This is a genomic window from Bacteroidetes bacterium GWF2_43_63 (assembly GCA_001769275.1).
Classification (GTDB): Bacteria; Bacteroidota; Bacteroidia; order Bacteroidales; family DTU049; genus GWF2-43-63.
Genome location: MEOQ01000001.1, coordinates 1 through 22,593 on the forward strand (window position 1 = coordinate 1; position 22,593 = coordinate 22,593).

Annotated in this window: 30 protein-coding genes and 1 tRNA gene; 8 read left to right on the forward strand and 23 right to left on the reverse strand. The window is 42.5% G+C overall.

What is annotated here, in order from left to right:
- Window positions 1-42 precede the first annotated feature (42 nt).
- From A2W93_03500 to A2W93_03565, 14 genes are all read right to left on the reverse strand, one after another.
- Window positions 43-564, reverse strand: coding sequence for a hypothetical protein (locus A2W93_03500; GenBank protein ID OFY56501.1), 522 nt, complete (start codon window positions 562-564; stop codon window positions 43-45).
- Between the two features lie 58 nt (window positions 565-622).
- Window positions 623-880 (reverse strand): hypothetical protein, encoded by a 258-nt coding sequence (locus A2W93_03505; GenBank protein ID OFY56502.1) that lies wholly within the window; start codon window positions 878-880, stop codon window positions 623-625.
- A gap of 9 nt (window positions 881-889) precedes the next feature.
- The gene (locus tag A2W93_03510; protein OFY56503.1) at window positions 890-1,483 is read right to left on the reverse strand and encodes a hypothetical protein; all 594 of its coding nucleotides are present in this window, start codon (window positions 1,481-1,483) and stop codon (window positions 890-892) included.
- Window positions 1,480-2,562 carry a hypothetical protein gene (locus A2W93_03515; GenBank protein OFY56504.1) on the reverse strand — a complete coding sequence of 361 codons (1,083 nt, stop codon included), beginning with the start codon at window positions 2,560-2,562 and terminating at the stop codon, window positions 1,480-1,482. Before A2W93_03515 ends, A2W93_03510 begins: the two co-directional genes overlap by 4 nt.
- Window positions 2,562-2,750, reverse strand: a complete 189-nt coding sequence (locus tag A2W93_03520; protein OFY56505.1) for a hypothetical protein — start codon at window positions 2,748-2,750, stop codon at window positions 2,562-2,564. Before A2W93_03520 ends, A2W93_03515 begins: the two co-directional genes overlap by 1 nt.
- Complete coding sequence (locus tag A2W93_03525) at window positions 2,747-3,607, reverse strand: hypothetical protein (protein ID OFY56506.1); 861 nt, start codon at window positions 3,605-3,607, stop codon at window positions 2,747-2,749. Before A2W93_03525 ends, A2W93_03520 begins: the two co-directional genes overlap by 4 nt.
- 1 nt (window position 3,608) lies before the next feature.
- Window positions 3,609-3,932, reverse strand: a complete 324-nt coding sequence (locus A2W93_03530) for a hypothetical protein (protein OFY56507.1) — start codon at window positions 3,930-3,932, stop codon at window positions 3,609-3,611.
- Between the two features lies 1 nt (window position 3,933).
- A complete protein-coding gene (locus A2W93_03535) occupies window positions 3,934-4,326 on the reverse strand; it encodes a hypothetical protein (GenBank protein OFY56508.1) in 393 nt (130 codons plus the stop codon).
- 1 nt (window position 4,327) lies between these two features.
- Complete coding sequence (locus A2W93_03540) at window positions 4,328-4,711, reverse strand: hypothetical protein (GenBank protein OFY56509.1); 384 nt, start codon at window positions 4,709-4,711, stop codon at window positions 4,328-4,330.
- A gap of 71 nt (window positions 4,712-4,782) precedes the next feature.
- Complete coding sequence (locus A2W93_03545; protein OFY56510.1) at window positions 4,783-5,493, reverse strand: hypothetical protein; 711 nt, start codon at window positions 5,491-5,493, stop codon at window positions 4,783-4,785.
- Window positions 5,494-5,523: 30 nt separating this feature from the next.
- Window positions 5,524-6,048, reverse strand: coding sequence for a hypothetical protein (locus tag A2W93_03550; protein ID OFY56511.1), 525 nt, complete (start codon window positions 6,046-6,048; stop codon window positions 5,524-5,526).
- A gap of 34 nt (window positions 6,049-6,082) precedes the next feature.
- On the reverse strand, window positions 6,083-7,933 hold the full coding sequence (locus A2W93_03555) for a hypothetical protein (GenBank protein OFY56512.1): 1,851 nt from the start codon (window positions 7,931-7,933) through the stop codon (window positions 6,083-6,085).
- Entirely contained in the window at window positions 7,930-8,430 is a 501-nt protein-coding gene (locus tag A2W93_03560) for a hypothetical protein (GenBank protein ID OFY56513.1), read from the reverse strand. The genes A2W93_03555 and A2W93_03560 overlap by 4 nt, the downstream gene beginning before the upstream one ends.
- The gene (locus tag A2W93_03565; protein OFY56514.1) at window positions 8,427-8,633 is read right to left on the reverse strand and encodes a hypothetical protein; all 207 of its coding nucleotides are present in this window, start codon (window positions 8,631-8,633) and stop codon (window positions 8,427-8,429) included. Before A2W93_03565 ends, A2W93_03560 begins: the two co-directional genes overlap by 4 nt.
- Window positions 8,634-8,896: 263 nt before the next feature.
- On the opposite strand from A2W93_03565, the gene A2W93_03570 reads away from it, so the two are divergent.
- Both A2W93_03570 and A2W93_03575 read left to right on the forward strand, forming a co-directional pair.
- On the forward strand, window positions 8,897-9,928 hold the full coding sequence (locus tag A2W93_03570) for a hypothetical protein (protein OFY56515.1): 1,032 nt from the start codon (window positions 8,897-8,899) through the stop codon (window positions 9,926-9,928).
- A gap of 362 nt (window positions 9,929-10,290) precedes the next feature.
- The gene (locus A2W93_03575) at window positions 10,291-10,608 is read left to right on the forward strand and encodes a hypothetical protein (GenBank protein OFY56516.1); all 318 of its coding nucleotides are present in this window, start codon (window positions 10,291-10,293) and stop codon (window positions 10,606-10,608) included.
- Here A2W93_03575 and A2W93_03580 read toward each other — a convergent pair.
- From A2W93_03580 to A2W93_03595, 4 genes are all read right to left on the reverse strand, one after another.
- Entirely contained in the window at window positions 10,593-10,790 is a 198-nt protein-coding gene (locus A2W93_03580; protein ID OFY56517.1) for a hypothetical protein, read from the reverse strand. The two genes, A2W93_03575 and A2W93_03580, sit on opposite strands and share 16 nt — an antisense overlap.
- Before the next feature lie 156 nt (window positions 10,791-10,946).
- Window positions 10,947-12,176, reverse strand: coding sequence for a hypothetical protein (locus A2W93_03585; protein OFY56518.1), 1,230 nt, complete (start codon window positions 12,174-12,176; stop codon window positions 10,947-10,949).
- A 239-nt stretch (window positions 12,177-12,415) separates the two neighbouring features.
- Window positions 12,416-12,500, reverse strand: a tRNA-Ser gene (locus A2W93_03590).
- Between the two features lie 24 nt (window positions 12,501-12,524).
- Window positions 12,525-12,785, reverse strand: a complete 261-nt coding sequence (locus tag A2W93_03595; GenBank protein OFY56519.1) for a hypothetical protein — start codon at window positions 12,783-12,785, stop codon at window positions 12,525-12,527.
- Here A2W93_03595 and A2W93_03600 point away from each other — a divergent pair.
- On the forward strand, window positions 12,784-13,146 hold the full coding sequence (locus tag A2W93_03600; protein OFY56520.1) for a hypothetical protein: 363 nt from the start codon (window positions 12,784-12,786) through the stop codon (window positions 13,144-13,146). The two genes, A2W93_03595 and A2W93_03600, sit on opposite strands and share 2 nt — an antisense overlap.
- On the opposite strand, the gene A2W93_03605 is transcribed toward A2W93_03600, so the two are convergent.
- From A2W93_03605 to A2W93_03615, 3 genes are all read right to left on the reverse strand, one after another.
- Entirely contained in the window at window positions 13,135-13,386 is a 252-nt protein-coding gene (locus A2W93_03605) for a hypothetical protein (GenBank protein OFY56521.1), read from the reverse strand. The genes A2W93_03600 and A2W93_03605 overlap by 12 nt on opposite strands.
- Before the next feature lie 63 nt (window positions 13,387-13,449).
- On the reverse strand, window positions 13,450-13,758 hold the full coding sequence (locus A2W93_03610) for a hypothetical protein (protein ID OFY56522.1): 309 nt from the start codon (window positions 13,756-13,758) through the stop codon (window positions 13,450-13,452).
- Between the two features lie 436 nt (window positions 13,759-14,194).
- A complete protein-coding gene (locus A2W93_03615) occupies window positions 14,195-15,064 on the reverse strand; it encodes a hypothetical protein (GenBank protein ID OFY56523.1) in 870 nt (289 codons plus the stop codon).
- Between the two features lie 299 nt (window positions 15,065-15,363).
- Here A2W93_03615 and A2W93_03620 point away from each other — a divergent pair, with 299 nt between their 5' ends.
- Window positions 15,364-15,981, forward strand: a complete 618-nt coding sequence (locus A2W93_03620) for a hypothetical protein (protein OFY56524.1) — start codon at window positions 15,364-15,366, stop codon at window positions 15,979-15,981.
- Between the two features lie 501 nt (window positions 15,982-16,482).
- Here the strand turns inward: A2W93_03620 and A2W93_03625 are convergent.
- Both A2W93_03625 and A2W93_03630 read right to left on the reverse strand, forming a co-directional pair.
- Window positions 16,483-17,655, reverse strand: a complete 1,173-nt coding sequence (locus A2W93_03625) for a hypothetical protein (protein OFY56525.1) — start codon at window positions 17,653-17,655, stop codon at window positions 16,483-16,485.
- An 870-nt stretch (window positions 17,656-18,525) separates the two neighbouring features.
- A complete protein-coding gene (locus tag A2W93_03630; GenBank protein OFY56548.1) occupies window positions 18,526-19,761 on the reverse strand; it encodes a peptidase T in 1,236 nt (411 codons plus the stop codon).
- 180 nt (window positions 19,762-19,941) lie between these two features.
- Here A2W93_03630 and A2W93_03635 point away from each other — a divergent pair, with 180 nt between their 5' ends.
- The 4 genes from A2W93_03635 to A2W93_03650 all read left to right on the forward strand — a co-directional run bounded on the left by A2W93_03635 (window position 19,942) and on the right by A2W93_03650 (window position 22,570).
- Entirely contained in the window at window positions 19,942-20,121 is a 180-nt protein-coding gene (locus A2W93_03635) for a hypothetical protein (GenBank protein OFY56526.1), read from the forward strand.
- Window positions 20,108-21,502: a Xaa-Pro aminopeptidase gene (locus tag A2W93_03640; GenBank protein OFY56527.1), complete on the forward strand. Its 1,395-nt coding sequence runs from the start codon at window positions 20,108-20,110 to the stop codon at window positions 21,500-21,502. The genes A2W93_03635 and A2W93_03640 overlap by 14 nt, the downstream gene beginning before the upstream one ends.
- Before the next feature lie 24 nt (window positions 21,503-21,526).
- Window positions 21,527-22,129, forward strand: coding sequence for a riboflavin synthase subunit alpha (locus A2W93_03645; protein OFY56528.1), 603 nt, complete (start codon window positions 21,527-21,529; stop codon window positions 22,127-22,129).
- A gap of 87 nt (window positions 22,130-22,216) precedes the next feature.
- A complete protein-coding gene (locus A2W93_03650; protein OFY56529.1) occupies window positions 22,217-22,570 on the forward strand; it encodes a hypothetical protein in 354 nt (117 codons plus the stop codon).
- Window positions 22,571-22,593: the final 23 nt, after the last annotated feature.

The window sequence follows — 22,593 nt, forward strand, 5'->3', positions numbered from 1 at the left end:
TTGCAAGGGCTGTCAGAGCTGCTACTATCCACCAGACCCTTTTCATTTTACAATTTTTATGGTTTTTGAATACTCGATTTTACAATTTGGGTTTTTGCAGGTGATGGCCTGCTGCAATTTTCGGCGTGAGAAAATCCATAGCCAAGGCTTAACGCGATCGCCTTTGTAAATGACCTGGATCAGGCTGTCTCGGCTTTCAATATGTACCCGCTGTGTGTCTGCTATGGCAATGCCCGACACCGTATAAAAAGCATCACAGTAATTGAAAACTCGTACCGGAATGGTGTCGTATATCAGGCTGTCGCGAAGAGTGGTCACAATGTCTTTCTGTTCATGAATGACTGTTTCGGAATATTGGTCAACGCGACCAGGCTTGATTTTCAGATTGCGGATTTCTGCTAAAATTTCCGGATAAATTTCTTTTAGCTCATCGTATTTCAGTTGAATAGCATCCACTTTTGCGACCAATATCCCGTTGCGGGATTTGTAATACTGTACCTCCTGATTTGCGGCAACAAATGATTGTTCCAGTCGAATGCGATTACTACGTTCGCTCTTGTACATTCTGCCCGTTATAAATGAAATAAAGGCAAACAGAAGCACGATGCAGAGCCAGATCAGATTATTGCGGTTTCGTTTCATTATCGTTGTTGTTACTTGGGCGTTTAGTTTCACTCCAGATGTAAGAGGTGAGAATGGTCATGATTCCTGCAACACAGGCCGATGCAAGAACTTCCATGTTGTTGAGTACAGAAACAAAGGCCAGGATTGCCAGAATAATTCCGGCGATCAGACTGATCAGATATCTTTTGGAGCGTTTCATTTCAATTCTTTTTTTTCTTGTTCTTTCGGATGCTTCGCCACAGGAATAGCCCGCCAATTCCGAGGATCATAAATCCAAGCAATCCGGACTTTTTTTTTCATCATCGGATAAAACCTTTTGCAGATACTCAACAGGAATGGCTTTCAGCATGATCTTCTTTGCTTCGCCAACTGTGATTTTTCCATCTTTGTTGATGTCGAGCGCCGGATTTCTTTCCGCTACAATTGAGGCGGGAATTGTTGCTGACTGAATGATGTAGGTGTCTGGTTTTCCAACAGCAGCAGGCCAGAAGGTAATCATGTACAGATCGTAATAGCTTTTCATTCTTCCGGCGTAGGGTTTGAAATATTTGTACACGTAGTCTAACTGCTTCAGATTGGTCATTTTGAAAAGCAGTTGGGTGCTTGTCCCCAGCCACATGGCTGTGGATGGCATAAACTGAATTAATCCGGTTGCGCGATAGGCTGCACGGGTGTATGGGTCAGAATGATCTCCTTTCTGCTTGTTCACCGCCTGAGCATTGATGCCGCTTTCATGCAGCATGACCACCATCAGCCAGTCCGGATTAATACCAAGCTGATCGCAGACTGTTTTCACTTTTGCTGCAAATGCAGACCGGCTCTCGCCTTTGTTGCATACTATTTTATCTGTCAGTATCATTGCTCAATGATTTTTACATGATTTGAATCTACCCACCGTTCTGTGTTGTCCACCGTCAGAAACTTTATGTATTTCGTTTTGCCGCTCGTTAGGCTGGCTATGTATTCGCCGAGCAACACGTATTTTTCAACGGTACAATAAGGCAGCATTTTCTCATTCAGAATTTTTGCATCCGAAATACTTACAACCATTTTTGCCGGAAATCCCTTCACTGTTTTATCGTAATAATCAAGCGGCTTTTTGAAAGTGACGACTGTTTTTGTATTCGGATATTGCAAAAACATCGGTTTGAAATAGTCGTAAATGTCAACGAAGTCTTTGCTGGATGCAATCCACATGGTGTATGACTTTCCTGCATAAGGTTTGAAAGCGGCAGGCAGGCCCTCTTTCTTAACGATGTATCCGACCTGGATAAACTTGACATTGTTTTTTAGATCGAGTTCCTGCTTGCCGGTGGCATAGCCGATGAAATCACCAGGCTTTGCCTGAAACAAAACATTGTTTCCTTTTGAGCTTTCATACCAGGCTTCATGGTAACTGGCATCTGGTGTTTTGCGCACATACACTTCTTTTTTGGCAACAACCATTTGGTTTTTCTTCGCGAAGTTTACCGCGGGCGCGCCTGCTTTTCCGGGAATGGTTGAAATCAGCGTCATGAGTTTCTGATAGTCTTCGGCGCTGAGTTCGTTCTGCAGATCCTGCATCAGGTCACCCCCGTAGAGCTTGTTGTAGGATTTTATTACTTCATCAAAATTGGTGATGTTCTTTGCGGCATCGAATATTTTGCTGGTATTCGTGCGGTCAAAACTTTTCAGAATGGAAACGCCCGAGGGATTGAAAGCATCGTGAATCACCATTGCCTGCCTGACTTCGGGGCTGTCGTCCGCTTTGAATTCAGTATTTTTTTGCTGTGCATTGGCAATCAGTTTCTTCCCGATTTTGTATAGGAAAAATCCACCCAGGCCAATAACGACACCGCCAACCAACACACGCGCAGGGTGCTGCATCACGTAGTCAATTGCGCGTTCAGACCTGGTTTCGCCGGGAGCCTTTTTCGTATTTTCTTTTTTAGCAGCCATCAGATGAACATTTTTGCCTTGCGGACAAGGCTGGGTTTTTCTTTAATTTTCTTTGAAAAGTCGATGAAGTCCTTTGTGGAAAGTTCCTGGCGTGTGGTCTTCATCAGATCAAACATGGCCCGCAGAATTTCCTTTGCTTCATCAGCGCTTTGCGCTTCAATCATTACTTTGAATTCGAAGGTTTTCATGATGCAAAATCTTTTTTCTTTTCTATGTACTCGAGAATTTCTGCTGCCAGACCCCTGTTGCTCTCAATTTCCGAGAAGATTGTAAAGAGTTCTCCAAGCAACTGGTTGTCGACGCTGTACAAAAACTGACTGATCAGAGAAATCACTTCAGTACGTTTCTGATCTTCTGATGAAATAGGTGCAGACCCGCGTGGATGAGTTACAGGTTGTTCCTCAACGATACCGGATTGATCTGATTTTTCAGGAAGTTGTTTCTGCACTTCTTTTTCGTCAATTCCCATGAGTTCGGCAATTGGCTTACTGAGTTTCTCTTTTCTGATGCCGATGCTTTCAAGAATATCACCGAGCATTCCGGCGTAATACCGAAATTGCTTCTTCTTTTCAAGATCGTCCTGCATGTCATTGTTCTGCGTTTCCAGCTCTTCAATCCGGGCTTTCAGCTCGTCGTTTTCATCAGAAAGTTCTTTTACAATCTCCCTCATTTCCACAAACTCATACTCGCGTCTTTTCTCATCAAATCTGCGTTCCACCATAGCGTTAATCTCCGCCTCTCCTAATCCCTGAAAACTTGGACTGGGGGGCGCTTCGATTTTAGGTCGCAAATCGCACACGTTACCGTCAAGCCACTGGCCGCTATCATTGAACAAATCAACCTTTACGATTTCCGGAGTTTCTGTTTTCACCAGATTGTTGATCTTTCGGTTAAGATTCTCGATTGGCTCCTTCTCTAATAGTTTCTGGCTCCTGTTATCGGATACAATAAAAGCGTTGAAACAGACGCCAATTCCTTTGTCGGTTTCTTTTTTTGCCCGGTCATTCAGGCTTTTCAGAAAATATTTTATGCTGCTTGCTGACATGTTACTTGGGTATTACTCTGACAAATTCAATCAACTGTACTGTGTTTTCCGGATTCACAATTTTGATCATTCCGGTGAATTCCCGTATTTGGGCAAAGGCCTGCATGTTGTAGAACTGATCGGCCTTGTAGATAGCGTTGTCTGCATTGATAACCGTGTTATTTGCGAGCTCTTTTGAAACCAGAAACAGATATTCATTGTATGCTTTGTATTCGTATTCCGGTTCATCCGGTTTGGTGAGAATACTCATTGATTCGAAATGGTATTTCTTGTAACCGCGTTCAAGCATCTGCTGGTTGATATAGGAAAGAATGTACGAGTCCATGTTATTTGATTGCTTTACAATTCAGGTAAATATTTACTGTATAGGGAAGAAAAGTACCTTTGTCGTCCATGGCTGTACCTGCATCAAGATAAAATCCACTGATGCGTGTACCGGGGTTTATTTGCTCCTGAACCGGCAGAAAATCATTGTCTTTTTTTATTGGCAAATTGGAGTAGCCAACCACAAAATGAACCAGATGGACTTCTGCTGAATTGATCATCAGACTGAATTCTCCGACATGCTGTATTTCATGGCCGGTGTCAAGAAAATCTTTTACGGTTGCAAGAATACCCAAACAACGGGTTATGTGCGATGGCAATGGCTGATCGATTGAAATAATCTGACCCTTTTTGGTTACTCTGACCGGCAATATAAAATACCTGCGGAAGTCCATGTTACTGATCGTTTTTGAGTTTGATGTAGATGTTCATTGTGTATGGAAAATCAATTCCGTCGCTGAAGCCTCCATCCGAAAACCGGCCTTCAATGATGCTTCCGCCTGCTTCTATCAGTTCATCTTTGTCAAAAATCATGAAGCGCTCGTTGGTGGATGCACTCTGATTTGTGGCCAGCAGCTTTGTTTCGAAGCCTTCCGGGAAAACTTCCTGCTCAGCAATCCGTAGTTCCAGCGTACTACCAAAGTGCGATTCATCTTTCGGCATAGAAACATAAATCCCTTCAACTTTTGAGTAGAGTTTGTCGGTGGCAGCGGAGAACCTTACTGCTTGTCGCGGTGTCTCCACCTTGACTTTGATCATTTGATATTTGGTCAGTTTCATGACTTTGATTTTTTTACAGGAATGGAAAGGGCTACCAGAGCGGATCACCCTTGCCAGGCCTGCAGAACTATTTAGTACTTGGTCACAGATGTTCCGATCAGAATTGCCTTCATGAACATGTTGGCCGGCGCGTTGGCGCCCCATTCAATGTTCAGTTCCATGGCTTGCTGATCAAGAATTACTTTTGGGTTGTCCATCACAAACAGTCCCTTGCGGATGTTCATGCCGGTGGTGTTGAATACTTCGCACGATGTGGAAGGAATCAGTGTGGTGCCGTTTGCTTTGAACTCAAATTCGCCATTGCGGAGAATTTCAGGAATGATGTCGAAGTTCACTTCAGCCACAGTTCTTGTACCGTCAGCAATTCCGGCCAGCAGAATAATTCCGGCCAGCAACATGATGTTGCCTTTTTCAAGCTTGGCTGAGCTGATGTTGCATTGACCCACAATTTTATTGTCGTCATCTTTCAGCATCTTAACGATCTTACTCGTTGCAATGCTTTTCGTGGTGTAGTAGGCGGCATCAACGGCTTGCAATGTCTTTCCTGCAAGTCCCTGTTGAATTTCCTTCGGCAGCCAGTGAAGTCTTTTTTCAAATTCTCCACGACTGTTCTGCGATCCGCTGCCTGCTGCAACGGTCTGTTTGGTTTGAGCCTGAATTTTACGAACAAATTGTTTGCGTTCGTTCAAAGTGGCGCGTTCGATTGCTCCAAGAAGCTCATCTTCTGAAATGGCTCCGAGCAGGTTGTAGTCGCTTGTTGCGATCTGTCCTAAAGTTAACATGGTTATTTGTTTTTTGGTTACTTGATTTTGTTACAGGATTTGTACTTCCTGGATCTCTTCGTAATCAGCCAGCTCACCCATGTCAGCCGGGGCCGATTCTACATCAATGGTTCTGAGATCAGGATTGTATTCGTTCAGAACAGGAAGTTCTGGATTGTAAGGCGCAATGGCCAGGTTGATCGGATCGCGGAATACTCTTTTCAATGGATCAGCGATGTTGAAGTCGCCGAGACCGCTCAGAATGTCCTTTTTCAGGAACACTTTTACAGTTGAGGCAATACCGCTTGCAGCGACACCGCCTGCGATAAGTTTCAGGTTTTTGTCTTTCAGGAAAATGGCTCCACCGATTCCTGCAGAGATCTGCACAATGGGTTTTACCAGAGCTTTCACCTGAAAGCCGGTTGCAGTCTCATCCAACGGCATTACTTTGTCAATGAGTTTTCCTGCGAGGTTGCCGCCGATCATTCCAATAATGATCAGGCCAGGAGTTTTCAATTCTTCAAAAACTGTTTTTACATCCAGTTTTGGCTTTGTTGTTTTTGCATTTGCAGCCATGACTATCGATTTTTAATTTGTGTTTTTTGTTTATTTATGAGAGCTTGATTGCTTTGATTTTTGCTTTCTGCGCTCTTGCATTTGCCTTCGATTTCTTTTGTTTTGGTGGGGCCTTTTTCTTTGCCGGGGCTTGTGGTCCTGATAAATTCTGAGCGCCCGACGCTTTTTTCTTTCCGCTGAGCACCTTGCTCACACCCCAGACGGCAAGCCCTGCCGCACCAATGGCTATCACAGGATTTCTTGTTACCCAACCAAAGAACCCTCCTTCGCCCGATCCATCATCTCCGGAATCACCCGATCCATCATCGGTGGTGTCTGCATTAAAATCCGGATCTGTTTCCATCATTTTGTCGCCCTCCGCAACATTTGCATCCACGTCCATCTGCAGATTATCGGCTTCATCCTGCGACATAATTCCGCTTTCAACCATAATTTTCAGACAGGATGCAATTACGGGTACTGCGGCGGCCAGAGCGGCGGCGGCGGGTGCTGCACCAAGTCCGGTAAGATTGAATTCGGATTCTGCTGTACCACTGAGCCCACCGGCTTTGCCTTTCAGAATGGCGTTTTTCAGCTTATCGCGTTTGCCTTGCAGTTTGTCCGCAAAAAGTTTTTCAACTTTTGCAACGGCATTTTTACTCTTTTCCCATTTGTCTGCAGTGATGCCTTTTGCAGCTGCCTGTTCTTTCGTTGCATAGCCCCATTTGAGCTTGCTGCCCATCTTTTTGATGTTCAGTTTGAGAGCGAGCAGAAATCCGTTTCGCGCTGCAACGGTCACAGGATTGTAGCGGATAAAGGCTTTCCCACCTTTCTTCACAGCTTCGCCAACTTTTTTAAAAAATCCTTTTTTCGTTGGATCTGCTTTTTTCGCTGCTTTCTTTTCGGCTTTGGCTTGCTTTTTTTCTTTTCGTTTTTTTCCGCCCAGCATACCGAGCAATTCTTCGTCGCTCATATCATCCATTTCTGACCAGTCATTATCGAGACCTTCCAGGTCCGAATTCTCAGGCACGAGGTCCAGTTGATAATGCTTGTTCAGCGCATCTTCGTTTTGTGCAAGAATGGCCAGGGCTTTGTCGCGGCTCGGTGTGTTCCAGTTTTCAATGGCATAATCGAGCATTTTCAGAAATGCAGGCGGATAATCCACATTCTGGATCAGCTGCGGTTTTCCGGCAATGATGTTTCTGGTTTTTACAAGGTGGTCATAGATAGCGCTCAGTCGTTCCTGCTGGCTATCTGCACCAAGATTTTCAAGTCCTTCCAGATCGTTCACCAGATCCATAACATTGGATGTGGTGCCGGAAAGGACGGCTACATTAATTCCGTTCAGGCTCATGGTAAAATCTTTTTTAGCGGTGTATGGTTTTTCGTAATTGAAGCGCGACAGCACACAGTCGATGATGTATTCGCCGCTTCCGCTTTCCTTTGGTACGACGACATAAACATGCTGATACATGCCCTGGTCATACTTTGTAATGCGGAACCGGTGCGCGATTTTGAGGTTTGTAAGAATGGATGAAACAAAAATGGAAAAGCAGTCGCAGTCAATTCCGGTCTCACGTTCCGACCAGCTGCGGCTTGGACGGTGCAATTGTTCCAGCCCTTTCTGGTCCAGTTTATATTGAACATGATTGTAGAGAAAATTCCAGATGTTTTCGCACGTTTCGGCCACAGATCTGCCTTTGAGATAAGTCGCTATTTTCTTTGTGTCATCCAGATATTTCCAAACAACTTTCTTCATCAGCTCAACAGTGTCTTCGACTTCACCATCTTTAATAATGACTCTGTCCTTTTCATCCGGAAATCCGAAGAACTGATCAAACCTGCTTCCGTCCTGAATGGAGCGGTAGCCGCTGCTGATGGATTGTATGGACATCTTGTTGCTCATAACATTTTCTCCGGTTCTGATTCGTAAGAAAGTCCGTTGGCATAAAGCGAATACTGCATTTCAAGCGGAATTGATAGGGCTTCACCAACGGCTGTCATGTCTTTTGTTTTGAATGCGGCAATGATCTGCGGAATCTTTGTCAGCAAGCCGCTGATATATCCGACCAGAATATTCCAGGGTACAGCCACTTCAATAGTGTCAATCTTCGTTTCAGCAAGAGGCAGGATTTTAAACACCTTATTTTCCGGGCGTGAACTGGCAATGTATTTCCCATTTGTTGTCAGGGTTATCACCGGCTTTGTAATGTTCATTGTCGTCCGGGTAGGGTTTGCAACATTGATTTCAGTCCTCACAACCAACCCGCGCATATCAATGGCGTGAACGCGCGGATTGGAGAGCGAGGTAACGACCTTCTCGGATATTTTTTTCATTCCAAGAAGCTTGTAGGTCCCGAGAGCAATTACGCTTAAAATTCCTATTTGGAAAATGGGTTTCATTTTCTGCGGGGTTTTCTGATGAAGTCAATCATTATTTTCACGCCGTATCCTACGAGCGCCGAAACGGCAGCATACAGAGCAACCTCAAGGATCGCCTGCGTTGAAATAGTGGCGAAAATGGGGTTGAGGGAAAGTGCTTTTCCCATTCCCCCGGCCATCCCTGATGCCGTTGATACAATCGAATTTGTTTCATTCTGTGACATATCTTTGCGTTTTTGCCCAATGTCGGGCGGTTAGTGATACAAAGATGTGTCGGTGGGCGGGGTGTGGTTGAGTAAAATTGAGCAAAATTGAACGAAAGTGGGCGAAAATGAAATATTTTTGGCGAAAGTTTCTTTTTAAAATATAGTTTATATATTTGGTGAATTGAAAAACTTCATTTTGGTTGAATAGAGTTTAGAGGACAACCGAAAAGGTATTTAATTAATGACGCTTCGCTGAAGAAACAATTAAAATTGAGAGAAGGATGTATAAAGTAGATGTCGAAAACAAGACTTTAAGGCGTTTGAAAAAAACCACCTTTTTTAATGAGAAATTGAAAGAAAGGTATGATATTCAGGAATGGGTTGAAAAAAATCCAGAAATTATAGAAGATGGTTTAATTATAATTGGAAAGGAAGTTCCTCTTCCTTCTGAAATTCGCATTGATTTACTGGCCATCGATAAAAAGTCAAACCTTGTAATTATCGAATTGAAAAGAGATGATTCAGGAAGAAACATGGATTGGCAAGCAATTAAATATGCTTCCTATGTATCTAATTTAAGCAATTCTGATATTTTCAGACAGTATGCTGAATATTTAAGAACAACGGAAGATGAAGCAGAAACATTAATTGAAAAACATATTGAAGCTGAGAATTTTGAAGATCTTAATAATAATCAAAGAATTATATTAGTATCTAAGGATTTTCATTCTGATGTTGTTTCAGCAGTATTATGGTTACGTGATAACGGAATAGAAGTCTCCTGCGTTCGATTTACTCCATATATTGATGAGAAGGGCGATTTGTTTATTGCTCCGACAAAAATGATTCCTTTGCCTGAAGCAGAGGATTACTTGATTAAAAAAGAAAAAAAGCAAAAGGAAGTACGTCAAAAAAAATCAAGTTCGTTTTCTTTGGAAAAGAGTGAATATAAGGACGAACATCTTAAAATGGAAATTGTTTCATCATTAAACAGAAAATCCGATCTTATTCCAAGAGTAATTGTTTTTTTGGAGATCATTGTTGAATTTGACAGAAAATTTGGCAGAGAAGAATTAAAAATTAAACTATTTGAAAAAGGTATTGGAGAAGACATTGGACAGGCAGGTAGGTATTTGAGCAATATATCACAGTTTTTAACAAAAAAGTCAAATCCTCATTTTCGGCAAATAATTAGTTTTGATACAGGTGGAGAGATTGGTCAAGTTAAAACTAATTATTATGTATTAAATGAATATAGAAGTCTGCTAAAAGAAATTTTAAACGAGGTGAGAACTAATAGTCCTGTACAATAATTTGTTTAAAGAGATATTTTTCGGCGCTATTTTGAGGTTCAATTATTTGTGATTTCATAAACCATTATTGCGCGTCTTTACAATTGTGATGTAAATAGAGCAATATATTAACTATAAAGAAAACATATATATTATTGAACAAAGCATTTAAGCATAAACATGCTTGATTATTTTGCTTTAATTGAATGGTTTTTTAAACCTTGCAATAAAGCCTCTGTCATATATTTAAATTCTTAAAGAATAATCATTTCAAATACAACTTTATTATGATAAAGCAATCTTTCAAGTCAATAACCTTGCAACGGACCCCCTGCTATGGGTCTTGTCCTGTATTTTCGCTGGTTATCTTTTCAGATGGGCATGTGCTATATGATGGAGAGCACTTTGTTTCTGAAAAAGGCAAACATTCCTGGACTATCGATGCAGAAGCTATCTCTGCACTAAATGAAGCTATCTGGAAACGTGGGTATTTTACAATGATTGAACAGGCTGAAGCTGAAGAGGTCACCTGCCTCCCGACCTGTGTTACGTCTGTACTTTTGGAGGATGGGAAATACAGAGAGATAAATCACGATTACGGATGTAATAAATTTCCAAAGAAACTGGATGCATTCGAAAATAAAACAGAAAGAATAGCCGGCGCCAAGGAATACATTGGAAAAGTTCAGTTTTCCGAATAACTATCAAAATAATTATCCGGCTCATCCAAAAATTCATAGATCATTTTCACCTGCCATGCGAGCAAAGGACGGCGGGTAAGTTTCAGTTTCTTTTCTATTGGCTTTATCCATTTGCAGAATGTGTTGTAGCAAATTCCGTATTCTTGTGCTAATTCCTTTTTGGTTTTCACGACTTTTGACATGGCATTATTGTTTTTTATCAAAGATACGTGAACATCTGTAAAATGTTGCTACCACTGATTTACATTCTGTTTCGTGCTGCTTTTTGCTGTAGATTGCAAAGTAAAAGGCCACCTGATGGGTGACCTTTTGGGGGTGTGATAAGCTGAAAGAGATCGTCAGAAATCGTCGATGCCGAACTTCTTGGTAAGTTTGCTCATGTCATCGGCGACCTTACTGTCAAGCATTTTTGCATAGATCTCGGTCATTTTAATTGAGCTGTGGCCAAGCATTTTCGAAACACTTTCAATTGGAATACCATTATTCAGTGTTATTGTAGTTGCAAAAGTATGTCTGGCGATATGCGATGTAAGAGGTTTTGTAATGCCACACAAGTCAGCAACTTCTTTAAGATAAGCGTTTAGCTTCTGGTTCGAAAGATTTGGAAGCAACGATTGATTTTTGAGGCAGTATTCATGATTTTCGTACTTCTCAAGAATTTGAAGAGCCTGGGGCAACAAGGGCACATGACAGTCCATATCCGTTTTTGTTCTTTTGGCCATTACCCAAACTTGTCCATCCTCCTTGATTTCGAGATCAGATCTTTTCAACCTCATCAGATCTGAATAAGCATAACCAGTGAAACAACCAAAAAGAAAAATGTCAGCCACCTGTTGCAGCCGTGGAGTTGGGAACTGTTTGTTTCTGATGGCCTTTATTTCTTCTTCGGTCAAGAAACCCTTATCTACTTTTTTCACACGGAGCTTCACATTAATAAACGGGTCAGTTCTAATAAGGCCGCATCCTACAGCGTGCCGGATTATCTTTTTAAAGTTTTTCACGTATTTAATAGACGTATTGTGGTTGCAATTGCGCACAACTTTAAGGTACGTCTCATATTTGAGAATAAACTGTTGGTCAATTTTTCTCAACGGCATGTCCTGTACCTTATACTCCATTTGCATGTAGTCAATCAGATGCTTAAGGCATGTTTCATAACGTTCATAGGTAGCCTTCGAAAAGTCTTTGCCGACAAGCTTCTGTACATTTTTGTTGTGCTCAGAAAATAATTTGACGACGGTTTTTTCATCTTCATTGATTCCCAGATATGAGTTTCTGATTTTTCTGGCAGTCATTTCGATCATTTCTTCCCTGAGAGCAGAAATATGTTCTTCTACCTGCTTTCTGATGTGATGCATGTAATTGTTGATTTCGCGGGCTTCATTGGAGATTCCAAGGGCTCCGTTTTTCTCTGTACTCCATAATTCCGGCCTGATATTTCTCATAATGGCCAATTCAGCGAACGACGAGTCCACTTTGATTCTTAAGTAAATCGGGGCTGTCCCGTTCCTAAGAAGTTTTGTTCTTTTGATGTAGAACGAAAGAACGATTCGATTTCTGGTAAGCATAATACCTCCTTTTTTTAATGATTAAAAATACAACAAGCCGTTCTTCAAAGCAAGTGCAATCTGCTGTATTTCAGCGCATAAAAATCATTTCAGGTGGACTAAGTCCTCTTAATGCAAGTCCACCTGGAATACCACCGGATTTCTTCGTATTAAGACTTATTTTGCAACTTTGCAAAAACAAGAAAGTCGCATTTGGTGCGACTTTCAGGACTTTTCTTTAGTTTGCTAAGTGTACTCAGCGGAGAGACAGGGATTCGAACCCTGGGACCCTTGCGGGTCAACGGTTTTCGAGACCGCCCCGATCGACCACTCTGGCATCTCTCCTTTTTTTCGCTTGGGAGCGCAAATTTACGGATTATTTTTATTCAGTACGTTTTTTTCGATCCATCGCCTGCCCCAGCCCGATTTGAGATACTTCTCGCGCTTCATGGCTCTTGATTTTTCATCATACTCTTCAAGATGAATTCGCACCCATGGCCTGAAGGCCTTTGTCCATGTGCTTTTTCCGGCGTTGTGCGCTTTCAGTCTTTCATCAGGCTGAGCACTCATGCCTACATACAACCTGGCGGTCGGTATGCTTTTTAAGACATAAACGTAGAATTTATCCATGATTTTCTTCGGTTTTTGGCGTGATGTCAAGTGTACCCACTTGACAAACGCCAGCACGTTTGATGCGGAGCATCATCACGTGCCGAGACCGCCCCGATCGACCACTCTGGCATCTCTCCTTTTTCCCGCTTGGGAGCGCAAATTTACGGATAATTTTTATTCAACACGTTTTTTCGTTCCATTGCTGGCCAAAGCTATAATCGAGTACTTCCGCGGAAAAAACGAAAACGCTCATGAAGTGGATGTGATTGTGATGGCAAAGCTACCGGCAATGGGAGGTTTGAAAGACTCGAAGTGTCTTTTATATAACCATCAAACTCAATTAAGAAACAAATCAAATAAATTAAATTTACTCGGCTGACAATCCCCCAATCAACCCCTCAACCACCTCCAGCTCCAATCCCGTCAGCAACACAATATCCTCAACACAGTAACCAGCGTAATGCAATATGATCGCTTCGCGCTTTGTCTCTATGTTTTCCGGATCCTGTAATACCGGAATGGTAAGATTAAACCCACACACAGCGCAGGAATACAGGCTTCGGCCATTCACTGTTCCTTCTTCGCTGAAGTTTTCAGCCTTGCATTTTGGGCAGTACATAATGTTTCGCAATTATTTCGGGCTGGCTAATGAAAACCATGCCACAGCGATATTCATAATAAATTACCAGGCTCTTCTTCTGGTTTTGCGGGGTCTGTAATTGTCTTCTTCGATTATATTTGCGTTGAATGGAACCTCTTTTTGATAAACAGTCTTCCACATATCATATTCCGCCCTTGACAGCTGTTTCTCCGCATAGGCGAGTTCAAGCTTGTTCAGCTTGTTCAGCGTGGTGGGTTTGTCGGATTTAGTCTTTTTAGCAGCGGTCTTTGCGGGTGTGGCTTTAGCAGCTGTGGCCTTTTTGGCCGGGGTTTTTGCAGCGGCTTTTTTGGCTGGAGCTTTAGCAGTGGTCTTTGCAGTAGTTTTTTTCATGGATTTGTTGAAATAGGGTCGCAAAGATAATAATGTTTTGGTTTGATTGATAAAGGTTTAACAGGATGTGGTTTTGCACAAATATATCTTTATGGCGTGTGTTTTTTTGAAGGGGTACTGTTTGGTCTGGAAGAGTCACAGATCAGACGGAATTTAAAATAATTCTCGCTAAAGCAAAAATTAATAAGCATAGAAAAACACCCAGAAAGTAATTTTCCAAATTGACACCAAGTTCAGTTAGAGTCCTTTATTTGCCAATAACCTCATCTTTTAGATTTGTTTTGCATCGTCTCAACAGCCATCTTATTGTTCCCCCTAATTTTTCTATGATTGCGCACATAAAATGCAGATTATAAATTTGGCAATTGTCCCATATTCATCTGATTTTTCTTCATTTTAGCAAGGTCCTATATTTTATATTTTAAAGCACTGATGGCTATACTCCCATCTCTGATTCTGCCGTCTTTCCCTCCATCAGCGCTGTCCACGAAATGCAGTTAAGCACGCCGCCGTCGTCGGCAATGTCGTTGCAATCGAGTTGTTTGATGGTGCAGTCTTTGAAAATTTCTTCGAATATGTACATCGCTGTTTTATCCTCGTCGATATTATATGCCGGAAGCAAAATCAAATTCTCTATTTGCAGATAGTTTATGTAAATGCCGTTTGCCTGCAGATTGGTGCGGTTTCCATAGGGGTTGTATGGAATTTCAATCGTATTCAGGCCGCTGCTGTGAATGGCTTTGTTGAACGCATCTTTGTATCCGCTGTCTTCGCGCACATTGTTGTTTACAATGATGGTCGCCTCATCGGCAAAGCGCACCAGTCCATCGGCATGACCAAACATGTCTTTGGGGTGGGTCGGTAAAAAGAAAATCCGTTCCACTTCGAGCAGGCGGCAGAGTTTGTTTTCCAATTCATCGCGGCTGTAGTTTGGATTCTCCTTAAAGACTTTATCGCACATAAAAACCTTGTCGGATGAATGGACAATATTGCCACCATCAACAATCAGGTCGGATTTTTCAACAGAGATCGGAATATTTTGAAGGATTTTTTCCACATCCGATATTGATTTTTGTTTCTGTTTTCTGCGCAGATAATCGGGGTTGTAGGTGAACTGAACAAAGCGGTCAGCACTCACCTGAACCGGCATGTAGTCGCGCGCCCAGATATCTTTTGTTGGTGACAGAAATTGGAGAACAACGCCGTGTCGTTTCAGCAATACTTCGAGTTTTTCGTAAAACGCTTCGACTTTGATGGGCAAAGAGTCGGCGAGATAAAGGGTGTTTGTTTTATTGTCGGGTATCATAACAGCAAAGGTAATATTCTGCGCTGTTTATTTTTCATTGAAAGTAATATAGAATGCGTCTTTAGTAATTTCAATAAATAATTGTTTGTTGAATGGTTTATTTTATTCTGCTAAGTTTTTTTATGGTTGTTTGATTGCATTGTGTTAAGCTTTTTTTAGCCACCGGGTTGTTGGGAACTCAATTCAATTACCCCCATAGATTTTTTATTTTATACATTTGTTTGGAATGAGCCAATACGCTTTTCTGTAAAAATGAATGGGAAATTTAAAAACGGAGTTTTTTATCTAACACGAATAACATGACAGCACCCGAAGCCAGTACAACTACGCTCAATTTACTCTCAGCATTTGCAGACCGCACAAAAAGAAAGATTATTGCAACCGAAGCTGCATATCCCTCCAATGCTGCGGAACGCGTTGTTCATCACAAAAGAACCTTTTACATGCCAGCGAATGCCGAACAACAGTGTTTTTTGGCGGGTTACAGCGATCCGAAAAGTTTTGAGGAGAATGCAGTTTTTTTTGGCGTATTTTTTCCGGTAACTGCATCGCGCACACAAACACTTCATATTCGGAGAAAAAGTTTTTTGGATAATTTGAGTTTTTCGTTGCGTAAAAGGCGATTGACTTCCGGGAACACTGATTTGGATTCTGCGGCTGTAATCACAGGCACAGACCGCGATTTCATCCTTGAAATATTAAAAAAACCAGATGCGGTTGACGTGATTAAGCAGATTCTTAAGCTGCCGGATGTTTTCAATGTTGGATTGAATGCGGTCGACTTAAGCTTTGTTCCGGCGTTTGAGCAACAATCGAACGTAGGTGTTTTCACGCGGCAGAAATGGGTGATGGATGCTGATACGATTGAAAATTTATTTTCGAAAACAGAAAAGTTGCGCAAAGAAATCCAGAAATAAAAAAGTTTTATGCCTGTTCAAAAAATCTGTCCCCGCTGTAAATCAGACTTTTTGTGTCAACATGAAAACATCTCACAGTGCGCTTGTTCGAAAATATCGATCAATGAAAAAGAGATGGAATTCATAAAAAAACAATACAAGGATTGTTTGTGTGTGAAGTGTCTGCAGGAGTTGAAACTAATGCAAACATAGACACGCTGGGCGTAGTCTTTACAAATGTAATTGCTGGGTTTAGTCTCCAGCCTAAACACAACAGATTATTTCTTTTTGACTACGCCCAGCCTTTGATTCATAGCGCAAAATTGTCGGACGAAAATCGCTGCCATCCTGAGCCACACCGCTGTCATCCTGAGTGATGAAATAAGCAGCATTGCTTGTGGCCAAGCTTCATCGTATCGAAGGAGACAGCGACCGGGAAATCAACCGCGGCGACGTATAACTTCTTTTGATTGAATACAAAATGGAGTTTTCCGAAATACCATTTGCTAAGCCAGACTCACCCTAAAAGCAATATTTTTTTATTTGCATGGTTGCATCTTTATCGCCGAGCGACTCCGCTTTTTTGAAGTCGACACAGGCATCTTCTTTCTTGCCCATGCGTATCTCGCACAGTCCCTTGTATTCAAATGCCTTTGCATATTTTGGATTGAACTGTGCTGTCAAAATAAAATCGTCCAATGCTTCCATGATTTTATCAAGATTGAATTTGGCCATACCCCGGTTGAAATAATAGTAATAAACGGTTGTATCTAGCATGATGGCTTTATCGAAATCAGCTATGGATTCGTTCAGCTGTTTGGTTTCTGAAAGCACCATGGCGCGGCTGAAATAATTGTCGGCCACATCGGGCGCAATCTGCACCGCTTTGTTCAAATCTTCGACAGCGCCAGTTGTATTTCTCATGCGCATTTTTGATAATGCTCTGCGTTTATAATAATCAAAATTGGTGGAATCGATTATAATTGCTGCATTGTAATCATTGATGGATCCTTCGGTATCGCGGGTTTCGGTTTTAATTATTCCGCGATAAAAATAATATTTTGACTCGTTCGGATTTCTCTCAATCGCTTGAGAAAAGTCGCGGATGGCTTCGGTGAAATAACGCATTTCAGCTTGTGAAAGTCCATGATTGAAATAATATTCAGCGTTGGAATCGTCGAGCGCAATTGCTTTATCGAGATCGACAATGGATCCTTCAAAATCTTTCAGATTGTGTTTTGCAAAAGCACGACCGGAATATGCTTCAGCTGACTGCAAGCCGAGTTCAATAGACTTATTGAAATCAGTCAATGCTTCTTTGAACAGTTTTGTTTCGTTGTACAATGTTGCACGAAGCAGATGCGCATCGGCAAAATCGGATTTAATAGTGATTGATTTTGAAACATCGGAGAGAGCTCCATCTTTATCATTCAGCTTCACTTTTGCGGTGGCTCTGTTGTAGTATCCGAGCGATTGTCCGGAATCAAGTTTTACCATCATGTCGAAATCAGACAAGGCGCTGGAATAATCATTCAGTTGCATTTTGGATAGACCGCGATATCGATATGCCTGAACGTATTTTGCATCAGAAAGAATGGCGTTGGTGAATTCGGATGAAGCACTTCGAAAGTCGCCGGCTTTATATTTTAGTAATCCTGCATCGAAGGATTCCTGCGGAGTTTGGGCAATCACCAATACTGTAATAAATTGTAACAGGAGGATACTTAATATTCTCATGTGGTGGGGATTTCCGAGCTTCTACGGACTGATTTACTGAATGTTGCCTTTTTAATACTTATTTAAGATGTTTTTTATCAGCGGGTTAGTTTCATGCATAACTCACAATGCACATAGAGCCGAAGGCATCAAAGAATGCTGCGACCGTGTCACGTTTTACGTGAAGCACCATCCGATGTCCCGTAGGGACAACATATTGGTAGCGCTGGGCAACGCCCCGGGGAAAAGGTGTGCGACATGTCATCACGTGAAACGTGACAAGCTGTTTTACGTGAAGCTCATTTGAATTGGAAGGTCACGCGTCGGAGACGCGCGCCCAATGTCAGTCGCGGCCGTTGTTGCAAACCTCTCTGCGTCTGTCTGTGAGAATAAAATATAATCAGCGTTACTCCGCGTCTGTTTAAGGTGCTTTCGTGGCAAACTTCTCTGCGCCTTTGAGCTCTCTGCGCGAAACCTATGTTTTTTCTCTGCGCCTTTGCGATCTCTGCGCGACCCCCCCTGAATCAGTCTTCATCGCAGATGAAGCTGATTCGAATTAGCGTTCATAACTCCACCGATGCCGAGCAAAATATTTCGCGTGCATAAGCGTTCATTCGCGGAAGAAAAGAAGAAGGTCACGCGTCAGAGACGCGCGCCCAATGTCAGTCGCGGCCGTTGATGCAAACCTCTCTGCGTCTATCTGTGAGAATAAAATTTAATCAGCGTTACTCCGCGTCTGTTTATGGTGCTTTCGTGGCAAACCTCTCAGCGTCCCTTCGCTCTCTGCGCGAAACCCATGTTTTTTCTCTGCGCCTTTGCGATCTCTGCGCGATAATCTCTGCGGACTATTTACGCCTCTTTCGAGGAAACAATAGCAACGATATTCAAAATGGTATCCACTGCTTTCACCATGGTTTCAACAGCCACGAATTCATGTTTGCCGTGAAAATTATGTCCGCCTGCAAACAGATTGGGGCAGGGCAGTCCCATGTAGCTGAGCCGGCTTCCGTCGGTTCCGCCACGGATGGGCTTCACATCGGGAGGAACACCTACATTGCGCATGGCTTGCATGGCGACTTCCACTACATGAAATACCGGTTCAATCATCTCGCGCATGTTGTAATACTGGTCTTTGAGTTCCAGCACAAATACGTCTTTTTTGTATTTTTTATTCAGATATTCGACAATATCTTGCATCTGTTTTTTGCGTCGCTCAAAAATGGTTTTGTCGTGATCGCGAATGATGTACGAAAGCTCTGCCGCTTCTACGGTTGCAGTTAGTCCGGTCAAATGGAAAAACCCGTCGTAATGCTCTGTAAACTCTGGTCTTTCATTCACAGGGAGCATTGAAATAAACTCAGTTGCAAGAAGAGAGGCATTGAGCATTTTATTTTTTGCATATCCCGGATGAATATTGTTTCCTTTGATTGTAATTGTTGCAGCAGCAGCGTTGAAATTTTCATATTCCAGCTCGCCGGGGCCGCCTCCATCCAGGGTGTAAGCAAACGATGCCCCGAATTTATTAACATCGAAATGATCTACCCCTCGCCCGATTTCTTCGTCAGGCGTAAAAGCAATACAGATTTTGCCATGTTTGATCACCGGATGTTCCATCAGATATTCAACGGCGGTCATTATTTCAGCAATGCCGGCTTTATCATCGGCGCCCAGCAAGGTGGTGCCATCAGTGGTGATTAGGGTTTGGCCTTTGTAGCGCAATAAATCGGGAAAATCAACAGGGCTGAGAATAATGTTTTTTTCTGTATTGAGCGTGATGGGGCCACCGTCGTATCCTTCGATAATCTGTGGCTTCACGTCATTTCCGGGCATGTCGGGCGATGTGTCCATGTGCGCAATAAAACCCACGGGAGGAATGTCGCGGTCGATGTTTGACGGGATCGAAGCCATAACATATCCGTTTGCGTCGAGCGATACATCGGTCAGTCCGAACGTTTTAAGTTCCGTTGCGAGTGCATTCGCCAGTACCAGTTGTTTGTTGGAACTGGGGGTCGATTCGCTGTTTGGGTCGCTTTGAGTATCAAGTGCCACATAACGCAGAAAACGGTTGAGTAAAGTCTGTTTCATATCAACAGGAATTAATTCTTTATCAAAAATACAAGTTTCTGCGGAATGGAGCAATAAAATTGTTAATCTGGCTGTTTCAAATACCAAACGTCAGCGCAGAAACATCATTCCAACGTCCGATAGCGACATCGGAGCGGGAGGACGTGGAACCGTTGTTTCTGCTATTGTTACGACGGTTCCATGTCCCGGCATCAAAGCAAATCGCAACCTCATAACGATGCCGGAACGGTGGAATGTCGTAACAAAGCTTTGCCGTACGGCAGCATGTCAAACACACTTTTTCCTTCTTCATTTCCCAAACAAATATTACTTTTGAGAAAATTATCAGCTAATCAAAAAAAACGATATGGAACTTTTTGAAAAACAAGTATATACCGCACGCCGCGAACGCCTGATGAAAAGCGGGCTCAAAGGCATTGCCCTGTTCATCGGCAACACCGAATCACCCATGGACTATCCTTCCAATGGATATCACTTCCGTCAGGACAGCAATTTTTCCTATTTCTTTGGGCTTGACATTCCCGACATGGTTGGTGTCATTGACTTTGACGAAGGAAGGCAACTTCTTTTTGCCAACGATGTTGATATTGAAGATATCATCTGGATGGGCCCGCAGCCTGCTGTGAAAGACCTTGCTGCTAAAGTCGGAATCACCGAAACACATCCGTTTGCTGAGATTGAAACCTATCTTGCAAAAGCGAAAAGCCAAAACCGACCCATTCATTTTACCCCGTCATACCGCGCCGAAAGCAAGATTAAGCTTAACAACTGGTTGGGTATTCCGTTCGGAGAAATGAAAACAATGGCCAGTGTTGATTTGATCAAGTCGGTGGTTTCGTTGCGCGCAATTAAGGAGCAGTGCGAGATTGACGAACTTGAAGTGGCTGCAAAAATTGGTTATGAAATGCACATGATTGCATTTCGTCACGCAAAACCGGGTATTGTTGAACAGGAAATTTGCGGATTGATGGAAGGCGTTGCTTATCAATACGGCAAAGGACCTTCGTTTCCAATCATCCTGTCGGTGCGGGGCGAAACATTGCACAATCACAACCACTCGAATGTGATGCAGGCCGGACAAATGCTTCTGAGCGATGCTGGGGCGCAAAGCAACAAATATTACACATCCGATTACACCCGCACCATGCCGGTGAACGGAAAATTCAACGAGCAACAAAAAATGATTTATCAGATTGTGCTTGATGCAAATAATCATGCGCTGTCAATCACAAAACCCGAAGTGACTTATCAGAGTGTGCATCTCTCGGTGTGTCGCGTCATTGCAGAAGGTCTGAAAAATGCCGGTCTCATGAAAGGCAATGTGGAAGAAGCGGTGAAGGCTGGAGCACATGCCATGTTTTTCCCGCATGGTCTTGGTCACATGATGGGCATGAATGTGCACGACATGGAAGACCTGGGCGAAAATTATGTCGGTTACGACGATGAAGTAAATCGCATTGATCAGTTCGGCACGGCGTATCTCCGCATGGGACGCCGCCTGAAGGCAGGTCATGTGATGACCGATGAACCAGGCATTTATTTTATTCCGGAACTCATCGATCAGTGGAAAGCTGAAAAGAAATTTGAAGATTTTATCAATTATTCCGAAGTGGAAAAATTCAAAACCTTTGGAGGAATCCGCCTTGAGGATGACATTCTGGTGACAGAAGGCGGTTCACGTTTCATCGGTAAGCGGCTTCCAATAACCATTTCGGAAGTTGAAGAAGCAATGAAGAAATAAATCAACGAAATAAAACGACACACTATGTTTAGCGGAATTATAGAAACCATGGGCGAAATCACAAAAGTAACCCGCGAAGGAAGCAATATTCATTTCACTGTAAAATCGGATCTGACCAAGGAATTGAAGATTGATCAGAGCATGAGCCACGATGGGGTTTGTCTCACGGTGGTGAAAGTTGACAAGAAAGCAAAAGAGTATGTTGTAACAGCCATTGATGAAACACTCAATAAAACCTGTCTGCGCAACTGGAAGAAAGGCTATGAGGTGAACCTGGAGCGCAGTATGAAAGCCGATGGTCGCTTCGATGGGCACATTGTTCAGGGACATGTCGATCAAACAGCCACTTGTCTTAAAGTTGAAACCTTTGACGGTAGCTGGAAATATCATTTTGAATACGACCCGAAGCTGAATAATTTCACGGTAACCAAAGGTTCAATCAGTGTGAATGGCGTTAGTCTTACAGTGGTTGACAGCAAGCCCGGCAAGTTTTCTGTTGCCATTATTCCTTACACTTTCGACAACACCAATTTCCACAATTTCAAAAAAGGAACTGTGGTGAATATTGAATTCGATGTGCTCGGAAAATATATGCAGCGCCTCATGGAGCAATACAAACAGGCGTAAGTCGATAGGCGTAAGGCATAAGAAAGGCGTAAGGATTTAGGTGAAAGCTTAAGGCGTAAGAGATTGTTAATAATAAACAGAAATAAAATGGCAATTCAAAAATTTGAAGACATAATCGCGTGGCAGAAAGGCCAGGACTTTGCTTATGAAATTTATCTGGAGTTTAAAGATTTGAGAGATTTTGGATTCAGAGACCAAATACGTAGGGCTGCAGTTTCGATTTCCAACAATATTGCAGAGGGCTTTGATCGCAGGACTGATGCTGATTTCGCTAGATTTATCTATATAGTAATTGGCTCTTGCAGTGAGGTAAAATCAATGATATATCTTGCTGCAAGATTAAATTATATTGAAAAAGAAAAATCTCAGGTACTTCTCGAACAAGCCAATGAAATCTCAAAGATTTCTCGTGGATTAGTAAAATCACTAACTAAGAAGTAGCGATCCTAACGCCAATTTACTTA